This is a genomic window from Alicyclobacillus dauci (assembly GCF_026651605.1).
GTDB classification, from domain to species: Bacteria; Bacillota; Bacilli; order Alicyclobacillales; family Alicyclobacillaceae; genus Alicyclobacillus; species Alicyclobacillus dauci.
Genome location: NZ_CP104064.1, coordinates 3,645,939 through 3,671,936 on the forward strand (window position 1 = coordinate 3,645,939; position 25,998 = coordinate 3,671,936).

The 25,998-nt window shown below is 48.0% G+C and carries 24 protein-coding genes; 4 read left to right on the forward strand and 20 right to left on the reverse strand.

Features of this window, described 5'->3' with window-relative positions:
• From NZD86_RS18445 to NZD86_RS18525, 17 genes are all read right to left on the reverse strand, one after another.
• A complete protein-coding gene (locus tag NZD86_RS18445) occupies positions 1-411 on the reverse strand; it encodes a MaoC family dehydratase (RefSeq protein ID WP_268043525.1) in 411 nt (136 codons plus the stop codon).
• Entirely contained in the window at positions 408-887 is a 480-nt protein-coding gene (locus NZD86_RS18450; RefSeq protein WP_268043526.1) for a MaoC family dehydratase N-terminal domain-containing protein, read from the reverse strand. The genes NZD86_RS18445 and NZD86_RS18450 overlap by 4 nt, the downstream gene beginning before the upstream one ends.
• The gene (locus NZD86_RS18455; protein WP_268043527.1) at positions 859-2,040 is read right to left on the reverse strand and encodes an acyl-CoA dehydrogenase family protein; all 1,182 of its coding nucleotides are present in this window, start codon (positions 2,038-2,040) and stop codon (positions 859-861) included. Before NZD86_RS18455 ends, NZD86_RS18450 begins: the two co-directional genes overlap by 29 nt.
• A gap of 12 nt (positions 2,041-2,052) precedes the next feature.
• Entirely contained in the window at positions 2,053-3,123 is a 1,071-nt protein-coding gene (locus NZD86_RS18460) for an acyl-CoA dehydrogenase family protein (protein WP_268043528.1), read from the reverse strand.
• A 20-nt stretch (positions 3,124-3,143) separates the two neighbouring features.
• A complete protein-coding gene (locus NZD86_RS18465; protein ID WP_268043529.1) occupies positions 3,144-4,748 on the reverse strand; it encodes a class I adenylate-forming enzyme family protein in 1,605 nt (534 codons plus the stop codon).
• Positions 4,749-4,796: 48 nt separating this feature from the next.
• Entirely contained in the window at positions 4,797-5,579 is a 783-nt protein-coding gene (locus NZD86_RS18470) for an enoyl-CoA hydratase/isomerase family protein (protein WP_268043531.1), read from the reverse strand.
• Positions 5,580-5,609: 30 nt separating this feature from the next.
• Positions 5,610-6,890: an acetyl-CoA hydrolase/transferase family protein gene (locus tag NZD86_RS18475; protein WP_268043532.1), complete on the reverse strand. Its 1,281-nt coding sequence runs from the start codon at positions 6,888-6,890 to the stop codon at positions 5,610-5,612.
• Between the two features lie 45 nt (positions 6,891-6,935).
• On the reverse strand, positions 6,936-7,733 hold the full coding sequence (locus NZD86_RS18480) for an enoyl-CoA hydratase/isomerase family protein (RefSeq protein ID WP_268043533.1): 798 nt from the start codon (positions 7,731-7,733) through the stop codon (positions 6,936-6,938).
• A 325-nt stretch (positions 7,734-8,058) separates the two neighbouring features.
• The gene (gene fadH, locus NZD86_RS18485; RefSeq protein WP_268046939.1) at positions 8,059-8,844 is read right to left on the reverse strand and encodes a 2,4-dienoyl-CoA reductase; all 786 of its coding nucleotides are present in this window, start codon (positions 8,842-8,844) and stop codon (positions 8,059-8,061) included.
• A gap of 22 nt (positions 8,845-8,866) precedes the next feature.
• Complete coding sequence (locus NZD86_RS18490; protein WP_268043534.1) at positions 8,867-10,075, reverse strand: acyl-CoA dehydrogenase family protein; 1,209 nt, start codon at positions 10,073-10,075, stop codon at positions 8,867-8,869.
• Complete coding sequence (locus NZD86_RS18495) at positions 10,072-11,214, reverse strand: acyl-CoA dehydrogenase family protein (RefSeq protein WP_268043535.1); 1,143 nt, start codon at positions 11,212-11,214, stop codon at positions 10,072-10,074. Before NZD86_RS18495 ends, NZD86_RS18490 begins: the two co-directional genes overlap by 4 nt.
• An 80-nt stretch (positions 11,215-11,294) precedes the next feature.
• Positions 11,295-12,707: a CoA-binding protein gene (locus NZD86_RS18500; RefSeq protein ID WP_268043536.1), complete on the reverse strand. Its 1,413-nt coding sequence runs from the start codon at positions 12,705-12,707 to the stop codon at positions 11,295-11,297.
• 10 nt (positions 12,708-12,717) lie between these two features.
• Positions 12,718-13,881 carry an acyl-CoA dehydrogenase family protein gene (locus tag NZD86_RS18505; RefSeq protein ID WP_268043537.1) on the reverse strand — a complete coding sequence of 388 codons (1,164 nt, stop codon included), beginning with the start codon at positions 13,879-13,881 and terminating at the stop codon, positions 12,718-12,720.
• A 164-nt stretch (positions 13,882-14,045) separates the two neighbouring features.
• The gene (locus NZD86_RS18510; RefSeq protein WP_268043538.1) at positions 14,046-14,855 is read right to left on the reverse strand and encodes an IclR family transcriptional regulator; all 810 of its coding nucleotides are present in this window, start codon (positions 14,853-14,855) and stop codon (positions 14,046-14,048) included.
• Positions 14,856-15,141: 286 nt separating this feature from the next.
• Entirely contained in the window at positions 15,142-15,396 is a 255-nt protein-coding gene (locus NZD86_RS18515; protein ID WP_326492594.1) for a S1C family serine protease, read from the reverse strand.
• 335 nt (positions 15,397-15,731) lie between these two features.
• Positions 15,732-16,730 (reverse strand): 3-oxoacyl-[acyl-carrier-protein] synthase III C-terminal domain-containing protein, encoded by a 999-nt coding sequence (locus NZD86_RS18520; protein ID WP_268043539.1) that lies wholly within the window; start codon positions 16,728-16,730, stop codon positions 15,732-15,734.
• 494 nt (positions 16,731-17,224) lie between these two features.
• Entirely contained in the window at positions 17,225-18,517 is a 1,293-nt protein-coding gene (locus tag NZD86_RS18525) for an IS1380 family transposase (protein ID WP_268043540.1), read from the reverse strand.
• Between the two features lie 330 nt (positions 18,518-18,847).
• Between NZD86_RS18525 and NZD86_RS18530 the strand changes: the two genes are divergently transcribed.
• Positions 18,848-18,988 carry a hypothetical protein gene (locus NZD86_RS18530; protein WP_268043541.1) on the forward strand — a complete coding sequence of 47 codons (141 nt, stop codon included), beginning with the start codon at positions 18,848-18,850 and terminating at the stop codon, positions 18,986-18,988.
• Between the two features lie 210 nt (positions 18,989-19,198).
• Here NZD86_RS18530 and cimA read toward each other — a convergent pair whose 3' ends face one another.
• Positions 19,199-20,803 carry a citramalate synthase gene (gene cimA / locus NZD86_RS18535; RefSeq protein ID WP_268043542.1) on the reverse strand — a complete coding sequence of 535 codons (1,605 nt, stop codon included), beginning with the start codon at positions 20,801-20,803 and terminating at the stop codon, positions 19,199-19,201.
• 266 nt (positions 20,804-21,069) lie between these two features.
• Between cimA and NZD86_RS18540 the strand changes: the two genes are divergently transcribed.
• From NZD86_RS18540 to NZD86_RS18550, 3 genes are all read left to right on the forward strand, one after another.
• The gene (locus NZD86_RS18540; RefSeq protein ID WP_268043543.1) at positions 21,070-21,393 is read left to right on the forward strand and encodes a PAS domain-containing protein; all 324 of its coding nucleotides are present in this window, start codon (positions 21,070-21,072) and stop codon (positions 21,391-21,393) included.
• Positions 21,394-21,437: 44 nt separating this feature from the next.
• Positions 21,438-22,520 carry a PAS domain-containing sensor histidine kinase gene (locus NZD86_RS18545; RefSeq protein WP_268043544.1) on the forward strand — a complete coding sequence of 361 codons (1,083 nt, stop codon included), beginning with the start codon at positions 21,438-21,440 and terminating at the stop codon, positions 22,518-22,520.
• A 152-nt stretch (positions 22,521-22,672) separates the two neighbouring features.
• A complete protein-coding gene (locus NZD86_RS18550; RefSeq protein WP_268043545.1) occupies positions 22,673-23,503 on the forward strand; it encodes an aldo/keto reductase in 831 nt (276 codons plus the stop codon).
• A 74-nt stretch (positions 23,504-23,577) separates the two neighbouring features.
• Here the strand turns inward: NZD86_RS18550 and NZD86_RS24520 are convergent, their stop codons facing one another.
• Entirely contained in the window at positions 23,578-24,324 is a 747-nt protein-coding gene (locus tag NZD86_RS24520; protein WP_326492595.1) for a response regulator transcription factor, read from the reverse strand.
• Positions 24,324-25,943, reverse strand: coding sequence for a GAF domain-containing sensor histidine kinase (locus tag NZD86_RS18565; protein WP_268043546.1), 1,620 nt, complete (start codon positions 25,941-25,943; stop codon positions 24,324-24,326). Before NZD86_RS18565 ends, NZD86_RS24520 begins: the two co-directional genes overlap by 1 nt.
• Between the last annotated feature and the right edge of the window lie 55 nt (positions 25,944-25,998).

Genomic DNA, 25,998 nt, shown 5'->3' on the forward strand with positions numbered 1-25,998 from the left:
CTATGCTTTTTGGCGTAAAACAGCTTCTCCGGCGAGCACAACCTTCTCATCACCCTTTATCGTTTCAAGATCCAAGGTGATAAGGTTGCCGACCTTTTCCTTTATCACGGCACGACTTACAATTTCGTCACCCGGGCGTACCATTGCCTTGAAACGAACCTTCATTTGAACGACATCAGCTTCTTCTGCAGCTACCTGTTCCACAAAGTTGCTGAGTACTCCCATGGTCAACATTCCGTGTGCGATAACACCGCCAAGCCCGGCTTGCTCTGCGAACTCCTCATCGATGTGGATAGGAGTAAAATCCTTTGAGGCACCTGCGTATTTTACAATCTGGACTTTTGTAACCACGTTTTTATCAGAACCCAATATCGTATCTCCAACCTGGTAATCTCTCAACAACTCACTCACTCCCTAACTACTAAGGTAAAACGGTCGACGAAAACCCGTTCTCCATTACTGTCAAACCCTTCGCGGTCTCTCACAATGAACGTCATCTTTCCGCTTTTTCCTTGTTTTTCGTAAACATCAATTACCTTCTCATAACAGGTAATTTGTTCTCCGCCAAACAGTCTTCTGTCGTACTGGTACTCCTGTTCCGCATGAAGAATCTTGCTTCGGTCCAGATTCTGATACCACTCGACTTCCTGCTCCTTCCGGGGACGAAAGGTAGTAGGAAAGGTAAATGGTGCTAATAACGACGGATACCCCTGGGACTTCGCGTGTGATTCATCATAGTAGAGAGGATTTTGGCTACCAATCGCCTCAGCAAAGGCTCTAATTGCGCCTTTCTCAACGTCGAACGTCAATGGACCATGCTTTTGACCAATCAAACTCTTATCAATCAATCTTCTCACCTCACCAGAACACCTTTGTCGCTTCTTCATCAATAAAGTCCCCGCTTAACATTCCACGCCCAATAATCATGTGCTGAATCTCAGTGGTACCTTCGTAGATGGCAGGCGGACGTACCTCACGATAAAGCAGCTCAATTGGATTCCCTTTGATCATGCCGTACCCACCAAAAATCTGTTGGCCTTCATAAGCGACCCGTTGTGCTACCTGAGAGGCATACAATTTTGCAATCGCCGCCTCCTTGGTCACACGATTTCCAAGGTCCTTACGCCATGCTGCGTAATAAACTAGATTTCTTGCAGATTCAACTTCCATGTACATGTCTGCAAGTTTGTGTTGGATTGATTGAAACTGCGTAAGGGGCCCTCCGAATGCCTGCCTCGTTTTCGCGTAGGCTGCTGCTTTATCAAGTGCAGCCTGTGCAAAACCAATCAGCTGAGCAGCAACGGACGAACGGAACACATCCAATGTTTGCATTGCGTACTTAAATCCACGTCCGCGTTCACCGAGCAAATTCTCTTTTGGAATCCGGCAGTTTGAAAAACTAATTTCTCCTATAGGGTGAGGCGCAATCATGCTTAACTTCCGAACCACTTCAAATCCAGGTGTATCTGCGTCAACGAGAAAAGCGGAAATGCCTCGAGAACCGGGCGCGTCGTCCGTTTTTGCAAAAACGGTGTAGGCATCTGCGTACCCAGCGTTGGAAATGAAGATCTTCCTTCCATTAAGGACCCATTCATCTCCCTCTAACCTAGCTTGTGTACTGAGTCTCAGTGCATCCGAACCTGCATTGGGTTCAGTTAAGGCGAAGGCAAAGACCGTCTTGCCAGTAGCCACGCCGGATAGGTACTTGTTCTTTTGAGCTTCACTTCCTGCAAGGATGACCGGGTAACTGCCTAACCCCGTTACGGAATAAGTCGATTCTGCTAAAGGACAAAGTCGAGCCAAGGTTTCGCGAATGATACATAGTTCCGTCGCATGCGTGCCATTATCATCATTTGTTCCGCCGAATTCAGGCGGAATCATCGTCTTCATTAAACCGCTTTCACCCAATGCGTAAACCATATCGAGACAGAGTGCATCTTGTTCGCCGAATTCTTCAGCAATTGGTGCAAATACGTCCTTTACCCACTTTTCAATGTAACTAACCAACTCTTGTTGTTTTTCATTAAAGTTGAAATCCATATTGATCCCTCCTCAGGCGTAGAGCTCTTCGATTACATATTTTGAAATCGCGTTGCGTTGCGTCTCGGAAGTCCCACCGAACAACTCTGTAATTCGTTGGTCTTGGTACAACTGCGAAATACGGTGTTCCGAGAGAAGTCCGTGACCTCCGTAAATTTGCAAGGCATGATGAACAACGTCCCTGCAGGCTTCTGAAGCCATGAGTTTTGCCGCATTCGCTGACGCGCCAGGGGCTTCACCTACGTCAAGACGCTGTGTAGCACGATACAACATCGACTTAGCTGCATTGATTTTAACGACCATCTTGGCCACCATAAATTGAACTGCTTGATTATCTCCAATTGGTTTGCCGAATTGTTGTCTGGCCCTCGCACGGTCCAGCGCTAGATTAAACGCAGCCTCTGCGATGCCAATGGATAGGGCGCCCATTCCCAACGCTAGATACGAAAACACCTTTTGCATCACTTCTTCAGATTCCACCGCTACGTACGCGGTTTCTGGAACAGCAACATTCTGAAACGATACATTGAAAAACCGTAAACCGTTCAGCCCCATCTTGCTCTGTTCCGACTGAATTGCAACGCCTGGTGTTCTGCTTTCTACTACAAAAACAGCCGGTTTGTTGTCAACCTTTGCAAAAACCACAAAGGCGGAAGTAATTGAAGCATTCGTTACAAAGCATTTATCTCCGTTGATAACCCACCCATCAGACGTACGGCTGGCAACCGTGGACATACTCTGAAAATCTGAACCAGCCTGTTCTTCCACCAACGCCAAGACTGTCCGATCTTGACCGGACTCATTACTACAAAGCGACGCTGCAGCAAGGGAATCAACGAGAAAACCCGCCAAAGACGGAGATTCTTTTGCCAGTTCAATCAAGGTCGTCACTTTTGTAGTCCAGTTCGTGTTCGTAAAGAAGTGCTCTCCCCACAGACCGGCGGTCACTAAGTTCGAGATATCTCCTTCTTGCAGTTCACCTTGACCATCAATGCGATCGCGTTCGACACTCAAAACCTCCCTTGCATAGTTCGTAACCATGGTACGGTACTCAGTCTCTTGGTTGTTTAAATAGAAATCCATTTTATCGCCCTCCTCTTGGACTAATTCACTAAGGACCGAAGTGCTTTCTTAACCACTTTTCCACCTGGATTTCTCGGTAAAGAATCAGCCAATCGGATATACCGAGGAACCTTGTAGTCGGCCAGATGTTGTTCCAAGAACGCTCGAATCTCCTCTTCGCTGATGGTTTTTCCTTCTTTGGGGACAACAACAGCCAATATTTCTTCTCCAAAAAACTGGTCAGGAACTCCCACTACCGCTGCCTCTAATATATCTGGGTGATTGTACAGAACATCTTCCAGCTCTACACAAAAGATTTTCTCTCCACCCCGATTAATAGAATCTTTCTTGCGGTCTAGGAGAAAGAAGAATCCTTCCTCATCTACGTAGCCGATGTCACCGGACTTCCAATACTCCGATGAAAACGAGTTTTTGGTGGCACTCTCATTTCGCCAGTACCCGGGAGTCACCGTAGGGCCCTTAAGCCACAATTCCCCAACCTCTCCTTGGGGGAGTTCTTCCCCCAATTCGTTTACGATTTTCCACTCAACCACGTCCTCGAAGAGTCCAACGGAGTTAGGTTTATCTAAAGCGCGAGCGCCTTTCATGAACGTACATGAGCCTGAGCACTCCGTTGCTCCGTACGTGTTGACCATCTGGATTCCTGGGTACTGGCGAAGCATTTCTCGAATAATCTGGTCAGGCATCGGAGCTCCACCGTACGCAGCAATTCGCCAGTGGCTAAGGTCATATTTTTCATGTCCAGGAAAATTTAAGAGAAAGGTATAGATTGTGGGAACCGTTACGAGATAGGTTATTTTTTCGCATTCCAACAGTTCCAAGAAGTGTTGAGTTTTGAAGGTATACATGAGCACAGCAGCACCGCCGGTGAGCATCATATGCAGGAAGTCAGCAACGAATCCACTTACGTGAAAGAGAGGTACACTAATCAGCGTTCTGTCTTCATGGGTTGTCTGAAGTATCGATTGAAAGTTTCGAATATTTTGCACGATACCTAAATGCGTCCCAATAACCCCTTTGGGAGTTCCAGTTGTTCCTGAGGTGTACATGATAAACGCAGGGTCCTCGCAATGTACTTTGCTCGGGACACAAGGGGGCTGTTCTTTCAACATGTCCTCATAATGATGGGCATCAACGTATTTGTCTTTCTCAAACTGTCCTATTACTACTTGACTTACCTTAGTCCCCGCAAGCTCTAGGGCCTTTTGCGACGTTTCCCACAAACAGTCTTCGACAAACAGAACACTTACCGCTGCATCGGACAACATAAATTGGAGTTCTTCAGGATGAAGCCTGGAGTTTAAAGGAACCAGGATACACCCAAGAGCGAATGCCGCGAAAGTAACAACGCAATACTCAGTGCGGTTATTCGCTATAATCGCGATTCGGTCCCCCTTTTTGCATTGAAATTTGTTCTGAAGATTCGACGCCAGTGCGTTAACCATTTCGTACAATTCCGAGTAGGTGACGCGTTGATCTCCCCAAATAACTGCCTCTCGATGAGGAAATTTTTGGATCGAAGTCTTAAATACCTCAAACAAATTTTCGGGTAAATCCTCGAATACTTTTACTCGGCGTCCAAAATGCTCTTGTTCGACAATGGTAATCGTCTTTTGTCCACTCAAAGGAACCGCATCCCCCTTAGCTTCTTTGACCGCTTTTATCCCTTGGCCCTAGACGCCTCGAAAATTCGCCGGTCTTCGTTCCAGAAAAGCTCGTATACCCTCTTCATGATCAGCGGTTTGCTGCATGATAGTTTGGCAGTAATTTTCCAATTCGATAACCTGGTCAAGGGACATGTTATCTGAGTTTGAAAGTATCGATTTAACTGTACTGACTGTCATCGTTGCGCCGTTCGTCAGTTTTTTTGCGAAGGCAAGCGCCTCATCAAAAGCGGACCCTTTTGCTACCAACCTGTTCACAAAGCCGTAGCCGACTCCGTCCTCAGACGAAATCGATTCACCCATAAAAATCAGTTCCTTAGCCCGATAGCCCCCTACAACTTTAGGAAGAAAGTAGAGAAGACCGCAGTCGGGAACTAAGCCTATTTTCGAAAAACTCAATCCGAACTTTGTTCCTTCTTCCGCAAAAACAATATCTGACGCTAATACGAGACTAAACCCCGCTCCCATCGCGTACCCGTGCACTGCTGCGATGACAGGTTTTCGAAGCTTTGATACCTTCTTCACGATTTTTGTTGTGTTCTGGATCTTATTTATTGATTCTCCTACCGTTCTCTTCGATGACATGCCGCGGATGTCACCACCGGCACAAAATCCACGCCCATTACCAGACAGCAGTAATACCTTGACACTGTCGTCCTCCTCAACCTGCTCCAAAATCTCCCTGAGTCTTGTCTTTATGTCCGTTGACAGCGCATTTCGGGATTCAGGTTCATTAAGTTGAACAATCGCCACCCCGTCCTCTACTCGAAAAATAACGCTTTCGGAACTCATTTGTTCTCGCTACCTCCTTTTATGAGAAGCCTATATGTAACCTAGCTCCTTTGCTTTGTACCGCAACTGCTCACGAAATGCAGGATGAGCGATGTTAAGCATTTGCCCCACCCTTTGTCGAATTGATGTCCCATACAACTTAGCAACACCATTCTCCGTCACTACATAGGTAATATCCGATTTCAGCGTTGTCACATTTTTCAGGCTCGGAACAATACGAGATACTTGCCCGCCTTTCGCAACGGATGGCAAAGCGATAATTGAGGCCCCACCACGCGACAAACTCGCTCCTCGAATGAAATCGACTTGCCCTCCCACACCTCCAATCGGATATTTCCCGACTTGTTCCGCATTGACCTGGCCTGTTAGGTCAACCTCTAACGCGGAGTTAATTGCGTAAAAATTATCCAATTTCATAAGAGTGCTAGGGTGATGGGTGTAATCTGCAGGGTACAGTTCAATCGAAGGATTCTCATTGACAAACCGATACAACCATTCACTACCCATTACGGATGTGCACACGGTTTTCCCCCGATTTATCGCTTTCAATTCATTTGTAACAACGCCTTTTTCAATAAGACTGGCAACGCCGTCCGAAATCATTCCTGAGTGAACGCCCAGGCTGTGTTTCGACTTCAGTTCGAACAAAATACTGTCGGCTATCTTTCCAACCCCGACCTGTATTGTGGCTCCATTCGGGACTAACTCTGTTACATTTTCACCAATGAGTCTTTGAACACCAGAATGTTCAGCAGCTGGAATCGTCAACAAGGACCTCGATGACATTACAAAAGCATCAATATCTTCGACCGACACCAATGTCTCTCCAGAGGTCCACGGCATGTACTCATTAACCTCTGCAACTACGTAAGCAGCATTTTTAATCGCAGATTTAACAAAATCGACCGAGATCCCCAAATTGCAGTACCCTTCATCGTTTGGCGGGGTCAATTGCACCAACGCAACATCGAAGTTTTGTGTCGCAATCCACTTCGGAACCTCACTGAGGTTCATAGGAATGTAGTCGGCTCTACCGGCCTCAAAAGAATCTCGCAATCCGGCGGCAGATAACATCGTACGGATTTTAAGGTTGCTTGATGCCTTTGCTTTCGAGTAAAGGCAAGGACTTCCCTGGTTCATCGTGTATAAATAAACATCACCAGGGCATTCCATGTTTACGATTGCTTCAATTAATTCCTGTGGTTCGCTGCAAAAGGGCGCTACTAGAACCTTTTGACCTGGTTTGACATGTTTAAGGGCTGCCGAAGCACTGCTGACTTTGCGATGATAGTTTTCCAGTAAAGCTGACATAGGCTAACCCTCCTTTCATACGACACAAAAAGGAACCGTGTAGAACTAGTTGCCTTGGAAGTTAGGACGGCGTTTTTCTATCATTGCACGAATACCTTCTTTATGGTCATTCGTCTCACGTATAATCGAAAAATGAGAAGAAATAAGGTCTAAGGCTGTTTTTACATCCATTTGTCTTGCTTGATAAACAGCTCGCTTTATCATCCGAATCGCCACCGACGGACCGTTTGCCAATCGGGACGCGAACTCTAGCGTCTCGTCCATCAAATTTTCCGGGTCATAAACTCGATTGACCAACCCAATCGAAAGAGCTGTTTGGGTATCAATAAAATCCCCCGACCATAACAGCTCTAAGGCCTTCGCGGTTCCTACAAGACGGGGTAAGAAATAGGCCCCTCCGTCTCCAGGAACCAATCCAATCTTGACGTAACCTTCCGACAGCTTTGCGGAGCTCGACATAAATCGCAAATCGTTCATGAGAGCCATATCCATTCCGGCTCCAACCGCAACACCGTTCACTGCTGCAATCGTTGGCTTGTCAATTCTGTCCATTGCCAGTGCCACTTTGTGAATATGCTCCCAAAGTTCATTCTTCCTCTGCAACGCACTCGCGTTTGAGGTGTCCTCTAAGCCTTTTAGTTCTGCCCCTGAGCAAAAAGCTTTTGGACCCTTGCCTGTGGTGACAATTACATTGACATCCTTGTCTTTTCCGAGTTCATCCAGCATCTCTGCCCAACAAGCTATCATTGATGGTGTAAAAGCATTTCGTTGTTCAGGTCGATTCAGTGTGATGACAGCAACTTTACCGAATCTTTCGACATAAATTTCGTCTTGAGTACTCATCCAGTCATCCTCCAATTCGGTCAAGATAGGAAACACTTATTCTGTTTCATTCACTGCCTAATAAACAAGAAGCAAAAATCGTGCCAACTTCACATCATTGACTCAGTTATTTAACAGACAAACAAACTTAGAGTACATTCTCGTGGATTATCCGCCCGTTATAAGATTTGAAGCATCTCTCATCTCGTGCCAAATAAAGCAAAGAATTCTCGCGGCCAGATGGAACCGTCCTCATAACTGTTTACTAGTAAACAAAAAGTTTACCCCAAGAACGCTGTGCCTTTGCACGCTCCACAGTCATACGTGTACAACATTCGTGGCAATACTATTGATCATAGCGGACATTGTTCAACCATCTTCCACCATCGACGACAAGACATTCTCCGTTAATGAATCCAGAATAGGGAGACATCAGATAACAAACGGCATGCGAGATGTCCTCTGATTTTCCAAGTTGGCCCATTGGCAAGCTCTTCTCAACACGTCGTTTCGCCTCAGGCGTGGACCATAATCGTTCACCCGCTTCCGTTCCCTCAATCGGTCCTGGAGCAATAGCATTAACACGAATTCCGTACTGACCCCACTCCACAGCTAAGGTCCGTGTCATCGCTATCACCCCAGCTTTTGCACTTGCGTTATGAACCGTACCCGGACCAGAGGTAAACGCTCCAGTTGTAACAATGTTAGTAATAGTTCCTTTCTTCTGTGAACCAATCCAATACTCCCCAAAGGTTCTGCTCATATAAAAAGTACCATCAAGAATAATTCCACAAATGGCGCGCCATCCGTTGTCTGACAACTTCTCAGCTGGACAGATAAAATTTCCTGCAGCGTTGTTTATAAGGTGGTCTACCCCACCAAACGCTTCAATCGCTATCTCAAGGGTTCTCCTGGCATCTTTGGATTGACGCACATCCATGGGCACTCCAACCGCATGACCTCCACAGCTGCGTATCTGTTCCACAACGGGATCGAGATGCTCTTTCTTCCGACTGGCAATGACGATGTTTGCCCCTTGTTCAGTGAGTTCCAGTGCCATAGCCTTCCCTAGTCCTGTGCCACCGCCTGTAATTACGACGGTCTGATTCGCGAAAGTCTCCGCAGGAAGCATGTGGGTCACCTTATCATCATCCTTATTTCGTAATGAATCTCCAGGTATCCTCATCTCTCATCATGGATAGCAAGACATTGCCCCAAAACCGTTCGTTGCCATACTCATGCCTGTAGTTCCAAATACGTCTCGTATAATGGTGAAGGGTATACTCTTGTGTGAACCCCATAGCCCCGTGTATCTGGTGAGCATTTGTAGGGGAAACCAATGCAGCTTGGGCTAGCCGCACTTTCGCAAGTGCTGTAATTCTTCTGACTTCGCTCACTGCAGAAGCTTCTTTGGCATTTCCTTGACTCACCTGTTCCGAATTTGTTTCCACGGTCTTTCCGTTAACCGACGCTTCATCTTCGTCAATTTGATGAACAATCGATAATTCACACCCCAAACTGTCATTTGCCAACTCAACCGTCTGTAGCGCTCGATTTGCAATCGCCCGAAATGCGGCTGTCTCTGCGGCCATTTGTGCAATCTGTTGTTGCACGGCTTGGAACTTCCCTATCGCACGTCCGAACTGATTCCTTTCACCTGCGTACTGAATGGTCATGTCCAGGACCCGTTCCAGCGCGCCGACACTAAGCATGGTCCGTGTCAATGCAGCATGGACGAGCAAGTCCTCTATTGATTCTTTTACTACCGCGAAAGAACGTAAAGGAACATCATGTAATGTGATGACATCGAGCGGTTCTGAAGCCAGACTATTGTGTTCTTCCACATCAAAGTCAGATTTCTCTACAATGGCTAGGACGCTTTTCTTGCCAGAGATAGGTGCACAAATTATCACTGCGTCTGCCGCTCTTGCCCAAGGCACATCCCGCCAACGTCCGCTGATGCGCACGCCGCCGGCAAAAAAGATGTCTCCCGAATGAGAGTTCTTAAAAGGAATATTTTCACTTCCTGGGTCAAAGGTAATCTCCCCCACTGTCGTTACAGCAAGTGTCACAACTCCGGCGGGTTTTTCCAGCTTTAAGTCAGAGAGAATTTTACTAGAAAGAATAGACTCTGCTAATGGTAATGGGACAGCATAATATCCCGCAGTCTGTAGCAACGCCAGTCCATCGGCATAAGTTAGGCCTTCTTCATCAACCTGTGTGAATCCGTGTTCCTCCAGCCTCATCCACAGGTGTTGGCTCCAAACACCCTTCGTTGCGTTCGAAAGGTCATCTGCTGATACGAATTTGCTAAACAGCCGACGAGTGGTATCCAAAATAATACTGCGCAGTTCTGTCGTCATCGTAATCCTAGCCCCCTCGCTACAATGCCGCGTAAGATTTCGTTGGTTCCTCCACGAATCGTAAAACCAGGTCCGTGCATTAACGCCTGTGCGAGAAGATGTGAAAAGCGTTCAGCATTACCTTGTTCCGGCACGGTTTCAAAAATTCGTTCCGCAACTTCGGTCACCTTTCTTTCAAACGTCGTACCCGCATCCTTAACGAGAGCCGCTTCAACAGCTGGGTTACCCCCATTGCCTAAAACGCCTGCAATTGAAAGGGATAGTTCTCGAAGAGCAGTCAACTCTGCAATCAAAGGCGCTATTTCACTAGAAAAAAGTTGCGGATTGGACTTTGTTGCCTCCACCAGTGTCGTCAGAAGGGGAAAGGTACTCAAGAAACGCTCTGGACCACTGCGTTCAAACGCCAGCTCCTCTGTAACCTGTCGCCACCCATCGCCTATCTCTCCAATTACATTCTCTTTCGGGATAAACACGTCATGGAAGATGACTTCATTAAAGTGGTGTTCTCCATTCATCAGGTATATCGGGCGTATTTCAACACACTCATCTGTAAAGTCAACGACAACGTTGCTGAGACCTTCATGGCGTGTTTTACCTGCTGAACTGCTGCGAACTAAGGCCATCATGTAGTGGCAGGCATGCGCGCCACTTGACCACAATTTCTGACCAGACAGACGAAACCCATCCCCATCCGGTTCGAGTTTGGATTGTACAGCGGCCAAATCAGACCCTGCATTCGGTTCGCTCATCCCAATTGCCCAATACGAGTTCCCCTTGGCAATCTCTGGAACGAATCTCATCTTCTGTTCCTCGTTCCCATGCCGGAGAATTAAAGGCGCCATTTGCCTATCAGCAATCCAATGTGCCGCGACGGGAGCTCCAGCGGCGAGAAGTTCTTCGATGACAACGTATCGTTCAAACTGTGACCTCTCGTGTCCGCCGTATTTTTTCGGCCAAGTCATACCGATGTAACCCATTTGCCCTAACTTTTTACTAAACTCCGGAGAAAATCCGCCGAGCCACGCATCACAACTCGGTAGAAAGTGTTCTTGTTCTTCCTTTAACAGCTGGCGTATTTCCAATCGCAGCTTTTCAGCCTCTTTCGGTATTTGAGCAGTTGTAAAGGTAAATGTCCCCAAACTTGGTCTCTCCCTTCATGAGCATATGTATTTGAGCAACCCAACTGTGGAGTTGAAAGTCGCGTTCACAGGACAGGAGCTTACGGCTGTTTCCGGACGGTCTCAACATCACCGTCTGCGTTGTCGGTCTGCGAATATTCCTGAAGACACCTCGTTATCTGACGAAGTGCCTGGCGTGGCGAAGTAGAAACAGGAATATTTAGAGACTCTAGCAGTACTTTTGCTTCGCTGCTAGGCGGTGTATAAGAGAAGACTGAAATCGGTTTCTTAGAGTTCTGAAGAAGCTCTTGAAATTGAGGGTCGTTGATGAGTTTGTGGTCGTATCCAAGTGTGGCGACAAATAAGACGGCATCAAAGTCATCCAACGAAAGTATCGAAGACAACGCAGAGCATATGGACCCGTCAAAGATGGCCTGCGCCGTGACATCAATTGGGTTCAATAAACTTGCATAACCAGGAAGAACAGGCTGCAACTTTCTCACTAGGTCAATGGAGAGTCGGGGTACCCTCAACCCGTATTCAGGAGCGAGATCGGCGCACCATATACCTGCGCCTCCCGACGTCGATACGATAGCAACGCGACTCTGGCAGCTGCCCTGACTTCGTGAATCGCGAAGCGTAAAGTCAATGAGATCATCCAAGTCCGCAAATTGTGCAATATTGAGACTATGAAGCAATTCTTGAACCTCATCCGAAGAAGGGGTCTGTCCTGTATGAGCACGTACAGCCTCTACTCCGACTTGTGAGGACCCAATGTGTATCGCCAAAGCAGTTTTCCCGCTTGCCTGTACTTTACTTAAAGCAGAGCGCCATGCGCCCAAGTCCCGGATGCCTTCGAAGAATAATACAATTCGGTCGACATCCGGCTCCCCTGCGTAATATTTCAGAAAGTCGACAATCTCAAGGTCTAATTCATTTCCGGTGGTGACGATAGCACGAATTCCAATTCCATTCGACTCTAATTGGTCTGCGATAGCGAAGCCTAACCCTCCGCTTTGGGAAAGAACGACCGTTCCTCCCTGCTTTAAAGGGACTCGACCACGCAACGGGTCAAGGACGGGGCTAAATGAGAGGGCGACAGCTGAACCGAGATCGTAAAAACCCTCGCTATTCGGTCCGAGCGCTCTTGTGTTTGTACCACAAACAAGGTCCTGAACCTCCTGAGCTAACCTCTCTCCATCCCCTCCCACTTCATTAAACCCTGAGCTATAAATGAGGACGTAGGGTACACCTTTGTCCACCGCCTGTCTCAGAAGATTAGGGACCGCCGTGTTGGGGGTCAATAGCACGGCAACATCCGGAGATTCTGGTAGGTCCAGTAGTGTCGCGTAACACGTTAGACCACAAATCTCTGTCCGTTTTGGATTGATGGGATAGATTCGTCCGGGAAAACGATACGCTTGTAGAATCGGCAACAATCGACCGGAGATCTTCTCTATATCCGCTGAGACACCAATCAACGCAATTGACTTTGGAGAAAGTAACGCGTCCATCTTATCCCCCCTAATAGGATTTCGGTAAGTTAAGCGCTTTATGGCTGAGGTAGTTAAGTACCATTTCCTGAGATATCGGCGCAATTTTATACAGACGAACTTCGCGCCATAAACGCTCTACGTCAAATTCTTTCGCATAACCGAATCCACCTAGGGTCTGTACCGCAGCATCACAAGCCTGGAATGCCGCCTCCGCAGCCAAATACTTTGCCGCATTCGCTTCCTTCGCGCAAGAGTTCCCATGGTCATACAACCATGCCGCCTTTAGCACCATCAACTCCGCACTCTCCAGCGCAGCCCACACCTTCGCGAGTGGATGTGCAATGGCCTGATTCTGCCCAATTAAGCGGCCAAAAACCTGGCGGTTTGCGGCGTATTCAGACGCAATCCGCAATGCACAGCGGCCAATTCCAATGGCCTCTGCGGCTAGTACAATCCGTTCAGGGTTCAATCCGCTTAGCAAGTGATAGAATCCTTTCCCCACCTCGCCGACGATATCACCATCCGTGGCCGGGAGGTTCTCGATGAAAACTTCATTGGAGTCAATTGCCGCTCGACCTAATTTGTCAATCTTTCGGATTGTGCAATACTTCCGGTCGAAGTCAGTAAAGAACAGTGTCATACCCTCTAATGGACTTTTTTCATCCCGCGCGCTTGTGCGAGTTAAGAGTAAAATCTTTTCAGCATTTTGAGCGTTGGTTGTCCATACCTTTTGTCCATTGATGACCCAAGCACCGTTCCTCTGCTCAGCTCTTGTTTCGATTCGTGATGTGTCGGAACCAGCATTAGGTTCCGTAATGCCAAAAGCGACAAGCATCTGTCCGGCTGCAAGTCGTGGTAGGTACGTTGCTTTCATTTGTTCGTTGCCATGGCGAATGATAGGCGAGGGTGGGAATACACAAAAATGGATTGCAGAAGCCCCACTCATACCTGCTCCGGATGCTGCCACTTCATGTAAGATCAGAGCTGCTTCGGTAACACCTAATCCCATGCCGCCATACCGTTCAGGAATCATTACCCCCATCCATCCGCCGTCGGCAAACAACTTCACAAACTCCCATGGGTACTCCTCATCTTTATCTTTTTGACGCCAATACGTGATTGGAAACGAGGAAGCCATTCTCCAAGCCGTCTCACGAATCTGTTTCTGTGTGTCGGTTAGTTGGAAGTCCATCTATTTCATCCTCTCGAACGTGTCTAGAACCTACATGTTGTGCTTTTTGCCTAAGAATTTAAGTTACTAGAGTTCGGACAGAGAGAAGCACCTTTATCCGAATGGAATTCCACGAGACGATGAAGTCCACCATGTGAAACAATCGTTCCGTTCTATTGACCTAATTAAGCATGTCCCCCATGTACCGTAGCACGTTGATGTCCCCCAAGCCGTCGAGACAATTCTTTCGCTTTTTGCAGCAAACTTTCACGAATCCGTGAGATATCCGAATCCTCAGAACGAGCCGTTGGAATCAGCACCGATAGTGCGGCTACGGTTTCATCCCCGTTTCCGTAGATGGGTACACTTACCGAAACAACACCTTTAACTCTTTCACTCACACTCATTGCGTGGCCGAATTTTCGAATGTCAAGGATGTCATGCCATAGCTTTGCAGTATCAACGACAGTATGTTCGGTCAACTTAACCAAGGAAACTCGCTTGATGTAACTATCAATCTCTTCATCGCTCATCGCAGCCAAAAGGACCTTCGCTGTTGCCCCAGCGTAAAGCGGCGACCGATGGCCGACAGGCATGTCAACTTGTAATTGATACGTACTCGCCAGCGACTCAATACACATGCGTTCATCCCCAGAACGGATATTGAGGTGGACCGCCTCTCCAAACTCATTTCTTACCTCTTCCATCAAAGGCCGTGCCCATCTGCTAAGCGGGCGTGCATTAATGGCAATGAAACCTAGGCGAAAGAGTTTCGGTGATAGTGTATACTTGCGATTCTTGGGGTCGTAGCACAAATAATCGAGTGCCAAAAACGTTTTTACCGCTCGAAACGCGGTCGTTTTGGGAAGACCCGTTTTTTCAACAATCTCATTGAGGGTAAGTTCGTCGGCAAATGAGAACGCTTCCAAAACCCCCATCGCTCGATACAAAGAGGTCAGAATTTCCGACGTATCTGATGTTTTACTTGATTCCATTTCTCAAGTCCTTTCTATAAAAATTACGGACCATGGACAACGAAATACAAGTGAAGAAAATCATTATGAGTCCAGTGCGCGGAACGAATATTCCAAATTCACTATATAATCAGACTATTATTTATGGTTTTTCTTGTCAAGGGTTGTCTGCTTCGTTCAATAAGAATTTCGGAATAATTAGCGACTAAATTTATTAAACACAAATTATATTTGCTTTCAATACAAAACAAAGATACCAGCCATCGCTGGTCCTCTGTGTTACTTCCCTTCTATTAAATCCGTTTCGTTATTTCTCCGCCAAGATATCCGCAATCTGTTTCCGTAACAATCCTGCCCCTATCGCAAACCCAATCCCTTGCGAACTCTGACTAACAACTGTGTTCATCCCCACTACTTCACCACGCAAATTAATCAGTGGCCCACCGCTGTTGCCACGGTTGATGGCGGCGTCGGTCTGAAGAAGGTTCGGGTATTCGCGATCCCCGATTTGGAGTGTGCGACCCGCAGCACTAATGATGCCGGCGGTAATGGTGCTATCCAAGCCGAGTGGTGAACTGCTTGGTCTAATTCATGCTTATTTCTGTTGAAAACCGCTCATAAGAGACTGGGTGGACTTAATTGTTGACTATCAGTTCAATTTTGGTGACTGGAATTTGCATCAGTGTTCCATCGGTGTTCATATGGCCAACTTGTCAAGTGCGACGCGATCTGAACACGCCACCTATACGGTAATTGACATAACTTCACACGGAAACCGGTCGATCCGCTTTTGAAATAGAGATCGACCGCCATATCCGCGTAGCTCTTTCACATCCAACACACTTGTACACCAGACAATCCCAAGGAAAGGAGAACGCTCTAACAACCGTGCGCAATCTAATATTTGCAAAGCAAGGCACAAGCCGACGTTCCGGCTCCAATGGACCAAAAGACCACATAGTCGCCTCGCTTGACGGTCCCTTCAGCTACAGCTCTTTCCAGTGCCATAAAAGGACTTGCTGCACCCGTGTATCCGTATTCCGTACCAACAATCGGAAACTTTGAAATATCCTCGTTTAGTGCCTCTTGAACCCTAAAAATGTTTTTTCTCGACAGTTGAGAAAAGCAATACGCAGCTACATCCTGTATCGTCAAATGGTTGCGTTCTAGGAGTTTTTCAATCATTTCCACAGTAAACAGAAACCCATTATCATTGTTGACGTTTTGCCAGTGAATCCGTTTTTCAAAATCGGATACATTATTTTCGTACATACGAGACACGCCGCAAGCTGGCAATACAATCTTATCGACAGACTCCGTATTAACGTGATACGTTGAGTCGATAAAACCAGCGTCTCTATCAATCGTCTTTTCCAAAATCATTGCACATGCACCATCGCCAAAGCTGGCATAAGTCACAGCCTCTTCTTTTCTTGCGTAACGGTGCATCTGTTCAGAACCGACGACAAGGGCACGTTTTACAAAGCGATTCGATAACATATTGCGGCTCACTTGGTCTACTGCCACGACCATGCCAACACAAGCGACATTCATATCATAAACAATTGCGTCTGCTTTACCCTGCACGGCATGATGAACGGCTACGGCGTTAGGGGGCCAGAAATATTCAGGTGTTCCGGACACAAAAGTCATCATGTCCAAATCTTTGCCGTTGAGCTTGGATTTTTTTAATACACGCTTGGACGCTTCAATTGCCATCGTTAATGTTGTTTCTCTTTCGTAGTCCGCAACATATCGATTGTCTCTACCCAAAGCATTGAGTAAACGACTAATATCTTGGCCGCGTTTCTGAAAGTATTCAATATAATATTGATTGTTTACAACCTTCTCAGGGTGGTAAACGGATACCTCGTCAATGACTATTCTTGATGACATCCTAACTGGAACTCCTGTCTTTGATCATTAAAAAGGAAAATGAATATTGAAAACTGAAGGACCGCCCCAGGGTTCGAGGGCAGTCCATTGTTCCATAGTCCATTTGTAGTTGTCATACACCCGCGAGTTCCAAAGCCTCTTCCCTTCCATCGACAAACGTTCCAGTGAAATTACAGTTTCGTGCAACACGTTGTAACTGGAGTTTGGCTGTAACACTTGTCGGATTGACCATAACAATTTTTCTGAACCAAAATAAGGAAATTTTACCTGAAATATTCATAGCGAAGTAAACCGCTTGTAACAAATGGATGAATATAGGAAAACAATGGTCTAGGATCAATTGAACTTTCGTTCTCGTAGGTCTGGACTTGGACTTTCATGACCACGGTCTCCTGTGGGGTTACGTATGGATAAATATGGACTGAGGAGAAGGCGCACCTATCCCGTATTCACCTCTCATGTCTGTTCCAGTTGTTATTCAGACGGGAATCATCTCAACCGAACTGCGGTAATGCGGCTACGTTTTTAAGCGTCTGAATGAACTCTTTTCGATACACACACGAACTGCACAATTTCCAAGTCCAGTATCGGCCAGAGTGAGCTAGCTTCCCCGCAACTTTGACCAGTTTGGTTCGCAAAGTCTCCATCCGACTTGATTGCATTTTCTCTGGTACACACAATCGGCGAAACCAGTTGTTAAAGTTATACGCAAGTATGGCTAACTGGAGTTTCACGACATTCGCTTCAAAGTCTGTACTGCTCATCTTATCGCACGCAAATCCATTTTTGGCTTCCTTGATAAAATTCTCCATATGACCGCGCTGGCAGTAAAAGCGAATGATGTTCTTGGGCTGCAGCGTCATATTGGTCACGATAAATGTGAATTGAAACAACAGTTCACCAGCCGGACGTTCCATCTTCACGACCACCCGGCGGGCATGTTCCCAACTGGATGCTTGATACATGAATTCCCTGTAATGGACTTGTCGTTTGTGTAATCTTTCAGCGTTTAGTAATTGATCCGCCATGACCTGCGTAATGGACTGTAGCCGTGCGTTTGACTTGAGGCGGATGGCGTATTTATGACCCTTGGTTTCCGCCAACTCAAACAGCCCTGGAACGGCAAACCCACTATCGCCACGAATGACGATGAGGCTATCCGGGTTCAGCCTACCGTATCGATTCAGAATTGGTCCCACAAACCGGACGACTTGACGGGAAGTGTATACGTTGCCTGCACGAAGCTCTGCTCGCAGACAATCACCGGTCAGACCGTCAAAGCAAAACAACGGATGAAATCCATGTTGCTGGTAGTGGTAATTGAAATTCGCTCCATGCTGTTTTCCGTAGGCAGCAAAGCTGGAGGAATCCAAATCAAAAACGAATTGGTTCTGGGGTTTTATAGCGTACACGCGACGCTGCAACGTTTCATTCACACACTCCAGAGATTTGGAAGTCGCAATATCCGCTTTATCGTTGAAACGAGACAAAGTAGGTTGTGAGGCCAAGCTTTCCTTTCCCAGCAGCATAGTTAGCAATGGCTCTACAGCTAAATCATCTGCGTGATCGTCTGTATGGTAGCCAGCTATGTGCTGATACAGTTTCTGAAGAACCACGTCGCTATTTGGATGATCCCGATGAAAGACCGAATCATGAACCACGAGCAGTTCTTCTACCGCTTCGGATAGGCCCAGTTTGTGATCGAATTCTTTGTATAGGAGCAGTCCAGCATCCGAGGTCAAGTCGCCGCCGTCAAAATTCATTTTCACCCTGGGGTTGAAGTTCATGACATTCTCTTGTAGGCTTTTCAATAGAAGAGCTCTCCTTTGATGTGTTTGGCTTAGACACCTTAACACTACCAAAGGTTGGGCTTTTTTCCTATGTGCTCACGTCTCTTTTTGAGTGAATCGCTAAATCCCCTTATAGCCCTTGCACCGCTTGCATTTACAGGTCCTTCACGATCGCGCTATGAATATTTCAGGTTTTAGATATTCCCAAGACCTAGACGATAGATTCATATCCCACCCGACGAGCGATTTTGGCATAAAATTCGGGACTCCAGGAAAACTACAAAGCGAAATTCCATCCTGGTAATTCAGTGAGGAGGCACTGGCAAAATGGCTGACAAGTGTTATTACTGCGAGCATGACATTAACGATAGGCCGCACTATGTGACCTTTTACACCACCGAAGAAGAACATGACGAGCCATTATGCGACACGTGCTATGCTGAATGGCTTGAATCTCTGAAGGGCTGAGGTTCTGAGGATGGAAACCAAGCAGACAACTCGATTCATCTCTACAGTCCCGAGCCCTCGGTAATTAATGGTTGAGTTCCGTACACATCCCAAAACGGTGCTGTGAACGGAGTTTCACGCAAATAAGGACCCGTCGCCAACATCCCATGACAACGGGTCCTCGTCTCTTATTCTTTTGATATGCGGGTTAGTAGCTTGCGGTTCTTGCGGTTACCGTGTGGTTGCCGTAAGTTCCGCATGGCGCGGCTCTGGCATGACACGAACCAGGAAATAGTTCATACTGTCGACCAGCGCCTCCCAACTCGCTTCGATGACGTTTTCCGACACGCCAATCGTCCGCCAGACCCTCGATCCGTCCGTTGACTCGATAAGCACTCGAACTTTCGCCGCCGTTCCGTCTTTCTCATCCAGGACGCGAACTTTGTAGTCTGTTAGATGCATCGTCTTGATGCTCGGGTAGAACGGTTGCAATGCCTTACGCAAAGCGGCATCCAAGGCATTGACAGGTCCATTCCCCTCTGCAACCGTGTGAACCATTTCCCCGTCGACAGACAACTTGATGATAGCTTGCGAAATAATCGTTGAATCGTTGCCCTTCGTAGCTTCGACACGCATGAAGTCGAACTCAAACCAATCTCTATATTCACCCAATGCCTTCACAAACAACAGTTCTTCTGAGGCCTCTGCCCCTTCAAATTGATAACCTTGATATTCAAGTTCCTTGATTTGAGCCAACAGGGCGCGGACGTCATCCTTGCGATGCTCGACATCGAAACCAAGTTCCGCCGCACGGTGCTGCAAATTGGACAAGCCAGATAACTCCGAAACGAGAATTCGCCGTTCGTTCCCGACCAGGTCGGGACGGACATGCTCGTACGTGTCTGGATTCCGGGCTATGGCGCTGACGTGAATTCCACCTTTATGCGCAAACGCGCTATGCCCAACGAAAGGTTGATAGCTGTGCGGAACCAAATTCGCGATCTCGCCCACAAACCTTGACGTTTGCGTCAGCAGTCGTAAATGGTCCGGACTCGGTAAACAAGATTTACCCATTTTCAGTTCAAGATTTGGAATGATGGACGCCAAATTTGCATTTCCACAACGCTCACCAATCCCGTTGATGGTTCCATGAACCATCGTGGCGCCTGCTGTCACCGCAGCGAGTGTATTGGCCACTGCCAGTTCACAGTCGTTGTGGGTGTGAACACCTACAGGAACCGAAACAAGTTCACACACGCGTTTGACGATTTCTCCCACTTGTCCAGGCAATGTTCCCCCATTCGTGTCACAGAGCGTCACGAAATCTACGCCACCTTTCACTGCCGCCTGAAGCGTGGCAATGGCGTAGTCAGGATTGTGCTGATACCCATCAAAAAAGTGTTCCGCATCAAAAATGACCTCTCGGTCGTGCTCCTTCAACCACCTCACCGAATCCTCAATCATGTCAAGGTTGGCCTCGAACGGTAGTCGGAGTGCCTCAGTAACATGAAAATCCCACGCTTTTCCGACAATCGTGATGACGGGTGCCCCGGAATCAATCAAAGCCCGTAGTCCTTCGTCCTCCTTCGCTGTGCCCGTTGGACGCCGTGTACTGCCAAATGCCGTCAGTTTCGCGTGCTTCAATGGCAAGGTAAGGGCGTGTTGGAAAAATTCTTGGTCCTTTGGATTAGCGGCGGGAAATCCACCCTCGATATAAGCAATTCCCAATTGATCCAGTTTCTCAGCAATGCGAAGTTTGTCTGCGACTGTAAGGCTGATACCCTCTCCTTGCATCCCATCCCGAAGGGTCGTATCCAACAAAAGAACGCTCTCCATGCTATCTCCTCTCATTCAATAAGTCTAATTATTTAGATTATTTATATTACCAGTTTCGTCTCGATTTCGCACGCGTTATTTTTGACGGAATCATGTTCGACTAGTTGCGTGTCAAGCTCATAGCATTCGTCGGAGTGGGAGTTGAACAGCCGGAACCTGCAACTGATAACAATCCGTGTATTGTCGCCGCATGTCGAATATTGTAGAATGAACAGTTAAGCTGGGTCGTTCAATTATTAGGGATCGTAGTGAAAGGGTGAAGAGGGATGATCAGTAATAATGCTCTACTTCATAAACATCACACAAGTTATGAAGCTTATATGTCCGTTTTCCACAACCACCCTGACGCGGTCTACATTTTAGATCTCGATGGTTATTACCACCACTGTAATCCGGCCACATTTGTGGTCCTAGGACGCACATCGAACGATTATGTCAACAAGAGGTTTGGAGACTTCACTTCAGATCCGAGTCAGCTTGAGCTAATGCAGACAGCGTTTGAAAATGCAATTAATCGTCAACCACAGACGACGGAACAAAACACTATTTTCAAACGACATTGGTTCCCGCAATCGTTCATGACGAAGTGATCGGTGTCTATGGATTTTCGAAGGAGATATCGGATCGAATTCAAATGCAGAACGAGCTTCGACAAAGTCAGGAAATCCTGGCACAGGCACAGTGTATCGCTCATGTAGGGAATTACACGTGGGACTTGGTGACCAACGAAATTAGGTCTTCCAACGAAACCATGCGGATATACGGACTCCCCGTTAACACCGTCCTATCCTACGATACAATGATGGCCATGATTCATCCACGGGATCGGACTCGGGTGATGGAAGCCATTGCTCGGTCACTGAATGAACCGGATGTTGTCCACGACACGGAAATTAGGGTCATTCGTTCAGATGGAAACATACGCATGGTTCACCTGCACGGATCAACACACTATGATGAATTTGGACAACCAGTGCAGATGTTCGGTACGGTGCAGGATATCACAGACAGAAAACGCACTGAAGAAGCTCTTCGTAAATCCGAAAAATTGGCTGTGGCGGGAGAATTAGCAGCTGGAATGGCTCACGAAATTCGCAATCCGCTCACGACATTGAAAGGCTTTTTGGACCTGATCAGGACCATCGAGTCGGAGGAAAAACGGGAAGAGTACTATCGCATTATGGATGGGTCCATCAAACAAATTGAACTCATCTCTGGTGAGATGCTTGCACTTGCAAAACCACAGGTGAAGTGTTTAGCCGAAAGGGATGTTACCGACATCCTTCGCACAGTTGTTCAATTGCTCAACGCTGAAGCGATTCTTCATGACGTTGAAATTCACATCGAAGCGCCATACAGACCTATAAAAATCATCTGTGACGAAAACCAAATCAAGCAAGTGTTCGTCAATATCACGAAGAACGCAATTGAATCCATGCCGTCCGGAGGCAGACTCACGATCACGATGGGCGAGCAGGATCAACTGGTAACTATCACCTTTACCGATACGGGGTGCGGTATATCGAATGACCGAATCCGGAAACTGGGCGAGCCGTTTTACACGACAAAAGAAAAAGGTACCGGGCTCGGGCTAATGGTGAGCAACAAGATCCTGGCTGACCACCATGGCCACATGTCTTTTGAAAGCGAAGTTGGCAAAGGCACCAAGGTGACTGTCACACTTCCAATAGTCTCCGCAGAATCAAAGGGAGCGTAATAGGCTCCCTTCGCCTCGCTGCCCTGCCAAAGATAATTCCATTCATGCTGACCATCAATATATTTACTTTACCACTTTGAATTATCGATGAACTGCGAATTATAATGGGATTCGTGTAACAACCTATTTTTCACATATCGGAGGTATGATTGATGGTTGCTCGTCACATTGCCGACCCCACCACACTCAACAATGGTGTTAAGATGCCATGGCTTGGCCTTGGAGTCTGGAAGACCAAAGACGGGGAAGAAGTTGAGAAAGCAATTCAGTACGCACTGCGTGCGGGCTACCGTCACATTGATACGGCCGCGCTATATCAGAATGAAACAGGTGTGGGAAACGCCATCGCCAAAGCGGATATTGCTCGCGAGGACTTGTTCATCACAACAAAGGTTTGGAACAGCGACCAAGGTTATGAATCCACATTGCAGGCCTTCGAAACGAGCCGTAAGAAGCTCGTTCTGGAGTACGTCGACCTCTACCTCATCCACTGGCCTGTCAAAGGAAAATACAAAGAGACCTGGAAAGCTCTACAAAAACTACATAAAGAGGGATTCGTTCGAGCTATCGGTGTAAGTAATTTCCAAGTGCACCATCTCGAAGATATCCTGCAAGACTCCGATATTGTGCCTGCCGTGAACCAAGTTGAATATCATCCACTGCTGACCCAACAAGAAGTGCACAACTTCTGCAAGGCCAATAACATTCAACTAGAGGCGTGGAGTCCCCTGATGCAGGGCAACCTCGATAACGAAGTGCTCGTCGAACTCAGTGAGAAGTACGGCAAATCTCCAGCGCAAATCGTCATCCGGTGGGATCTGCAAAACGGTGTTGTGACTATTCCAAAGTCCGTTCGGGAAGCGCGCATTGTGGAAAACGCTGATGTATTTGACTTCGAGCTCACGACGGAGGACATGGCGAACATTAATGGCTTAAACAAGAACCACCGTTACGGCGGAGATCCGGATAACTTCAACTTCTAAGTCAACACAGTGGATCGAAAAAATCATCACCACAGGCAAACGCCACGGAGCGGCGAACCTTCCCCCGTGGCGTTTCACTCGTCGCTTGCGTTCAGATCGATCATCTTCATCTTCACTGCGAAAAGCACAGCCTGCGTGCGGTCAAACACATTTAGTTTCGCCAGGATGTGGCTCACATGGACCTTGACCGTCTTTTCGCTGATCCCAAGCTGTGCCCCAATCTCCTTGTTCGACAACCCCTTCGCCATCCACTGAATGACATCCCGTTCCCGATCCGTCAGCGGCTCCACGAGCAACTCAGATGCCTCCGTTCCTGCCTCTTTGGCTTCAGGGCAGCCATCGTCCACACTATTTATATTCCCGTCGATCGGCAGTCGATCCCGCCGTCGTCCGAACTTGCCTTGCTGCGCCGCCGTCCAAACGTGACTCTCGATAACCATGCGGCCTGCGGCCGCTTGACGAATACCCCCGAGCAGCAGATCCGGCTCGACATCCTTGTGAAGATAGCCTATGGCCCCGGCCGCTAATACCTCCAATGCTGTTTCGTCCCGCTCCCATGACGTGAGTGCTAACACTTTCACACTTGGCTGGATCTCGCGAATCCGTCTGGTCGCCTCAATTCCATCCATGGTGCCCGGCATCATCAAGTCCATGACAATGACATCGACGGGTTTCTCCTGCGCCAGCTGAACAGCCTGTTCCCCGCCAGACGCTTCCCAAATGATGTCGATATCCTCCTCCAACTGAAGGAAGGCTCGCAGCCCTTCACGGACAACAGGGTGATCGTCGACGATAGCTACACGAATCTGTTGATTAGCCATCACACGTCACCCCTTGCAGCCTGATTAAACCTCGGAATCGTCATCTTCACTTTGGTTCCGCCGCCAGTGTGACCAGTGATGCTTACTTTACCACCGACAGCCTCCGCGCGTTCGCCCATCGTACGCGTGCCAAGTCCTTTGCCAATGTCTGAGGGTAAACAGCCCTTGCCGTCGTCCTCAATGCACATTGAAAGCATATGGGTACGCTCTTCTAGCCTCACGACGATGGTCGACGCATCTGCGTGCTTGAGTGCGTTATGCAGGGCCTCATCTGCAACGGCGAGCAATGCTTCCCGAACATGTGCAGGTGGTTCCACTTGTAATACCTCCGGGGCCATGAACAGGACGCGAGGCTCTGGATGCATCGCCAACGTGCGAACGCGACTCTGCAACGCCTCTATTAGACACGCAAATGGTTGTGGAGGGCGAAGTGTTCGAATGAGATCCCGCATTTCGGCCTGGCTTTCTGCCAGCAGTTCACCGATTCGGGTCACAGTCGATCGCACGCTGGTATTATCGCCCGGGTCACCTCCACTGAGCTTTGTCTGGACCGTTCGCGTGAGCAACTGCGCCGAGAAGAGACGCTGGCTTACCGAGTCGTGTAAATCTGATGCAATGCGCCTGCGTTCGTTCCAATGTGCCGCTTCCAAGCCCTGTGAATACAATTGCGCGTTCACATACGCTGTTGCCAGGTGCCAGGAGAACGCCTGCAGAACCTCCTCATCCACATGTGTAAACGCATCGGCCATGGGGCTCTCAACACGCAGCCGGTAACTGGTCATGGGAAGCGGAACAGACAAACCACTGTTTGCGTGCGCTAACAGGATGGAGCGACAATCGTGGCCCGAGTCGTCACCACGCTTTCTCGGATAAACCTGCGGGATGTTACTGGGTTTCGTGCATTCGGCGACGGCGATAACCTCCGGTTCCCGTTCCTCCACGCCACGACAGTCGATCACACCACACACCGGCACCGAAAATGCCTCAACAAAATCCTCCAGCGCCCCCTGCAGTAGTTTTTGCGGCGATCCGTCTCGGACCCAGCTCTGTGCCGCGACACTTGCGAGTTTTGCTAGACGCATTGCCCGATCCCGTTCCGTTTGCAACATCCTCGCGCGGTCCATGGCCACCGCGACCTGTTGCCCCACCGTCTGCAAAAACGACAACGCGTCCTCCGTGAAAACCGTCCGCCCTGGTGCGGCGACGTTCAAGATGCCCAAAGGACTGTCCTTGCTGCGCAGAGGAATGCTCGCGTGAAACCGCAAATCCCTCGTGTCACCTTTGGCCGACTTCAAACGGCTGCATCTCACGATGTTCACGGCTGTATTCAATTCACCGTCGACGAATTGATTCTGGCATTCACAGCCGCCGGATCGGAGAACTGATTGGCCGCAACAGTCGAGCGCCGGTGGTAAACCACTCGCGCCCACCTCAACGAAGGAATGGCGCTGTTCGTCAAAGCGAAATGCCCATGCTGTCTCGAGCCCCAGTGCTTCACCTAATTTTGGCAAGATTGCCTCCATGGCCATCGAAACATCATTTGCCTCGTTTAACGATTCAGCGATCTCCTTAAGAATCACTAAGCGGTTCTCGACGTCAAGCAACCCGCGCTTTTCCATCCTCCACGCCCACACTTTCCACGTCCTATCGATTCTTTTTGAGCATACCACGAGA

Coding starts and splice junctions, on each gene's coding strand:
- NZD86_RS18510 (WP_268043538.1), bottom strand. CDS start 14,855: ATGGAATCAAGTAAAACATCAGATACGTCGGAAATTCTGACCTCTTTG.
- NZD86_RS18545 (WP_268043544.1), top strand. CDS start 21,438: ATGCAGAACGAGCTTCGACAAAGTCAGGAAATCCTGGCACAGGCACAG.
- NZD86_RS18505 (WP_268043537.1), bottom strand. CDS start 13,881: ATGGACTTCCAACTAACCGACACACAGAAACAGATTCGTGAGACGGCT.
- NZD86_RS18490 (WP_268043534.1), bottom strand. CDS start 10,075: ATGACGACAGAACTGCGCAGTATTATTTTGGATACCACTCGTCGGCTG.
- NZD86_RS24520 (WP_326492595.1), bottom strand. CDS start 24,324: ATGGCTAATCAACAGATTCGTGTAGCTATCGTCGACGATCACCCTGTT.
- NZD86_RS18530 (WP_268043541.1), top strand. CDS start 18,848: ATGGCTGACAAGTGTTATTACTGCGAGCATGACATTAACGATAGGCCG.
- cimA (WP_268043542.1), bottom strand. CDS start 20,803: ATGGAGAGCGTTCTTTTGTTGGATACGACCCTTCGGGATGGGATGCAA.
- NZD86_RS18525 (WP_268043540.1), bottom strand. CDS start 18,517: ATGAACTTCAACCCCAGGGTGAAAATGAATTTTGACGGCGGCGACTTG.
- NZD86_RS18455 (WP_268043527.1), bottom strand. CDS start 2,040: ATGGATTTCAACTTTAATGAAAAACAACAAGAGTTGGTTAGTTACATT.
- NZD86_RS18460 (WP_268043528.1), bottom strand. CDS start 3,123: ATGGATTTCTATTTAAACAACCAAGAGACTGAGTACCGTACCATGGTT.
- NZD86_RS18500 (WP_268043536.1), bottom strand. CDS start 12,707: ATGGACGCGTTACTTTCTCCAAAGTCAATTGCGTTGATTGGTGTCTCA.
- NZD86_RS18450 (WP_268043526.1), bottom strand. CDS start 887: ATGAAGAAGCGACAAAGGTGTTCTGGTGAGGTGAGAAGATTGATTGAT.
- fadH (WP_268046939.1), bottom strand. CDS start 8,844: ATGCTTCCTGCGGAGACTTTCGCGAATCAGACCGTCGTAATTACAGGC.
- NZD86_RS18550 (WP_268043545.1), top strand. CDS start 22,673: ATGGTTGCTCGTCACATTGCCGACCCCACCACACTCAACAATGGTGTT.
- NZD86_RS18475 (WP_268043532.1), bottom strand. CDS start 6,890: ATGTCAGCTTTACTGGAAAACTATCATCGCAAAGTCAGCAGTGCTTCG.
- NZD86_RS18540 (WP_268043543.1), top strand. CDS start 21,070: ATGATCAGTAATAATGCTCTACTTCATAAACATCACACAAGTTATGAA.
- NZD86_RS18480 (WP_268043533.1), bottom strand. CDS start 7,733: ATGAGTACTCAAGACGAAATTTATGTCGAAAGATTCGGTAAAGTTGCT.
- NZD86_RS18470 (WP_268043531.1), bottom strand. CDS start 5,579: ATGAGTTCCGAAAGCGTTATTTTTCGAGTAGAGGACGGGGTGGCGATT.
- NZD86_RS18565 (WP_268043546.1), bottom strand. CDS start 25,943: ATGGAAAAGCGCGGGTTGCTTGACGTCGAGAACCGCTTAGTGATTCTT.
- NZD86_RS18520 (WP_268043539.1), bottom strand. CDS start 16,730: ATGTCATCAAGAATAGTCATTGACGAGGTATCCGTTTACCACCCTGAG.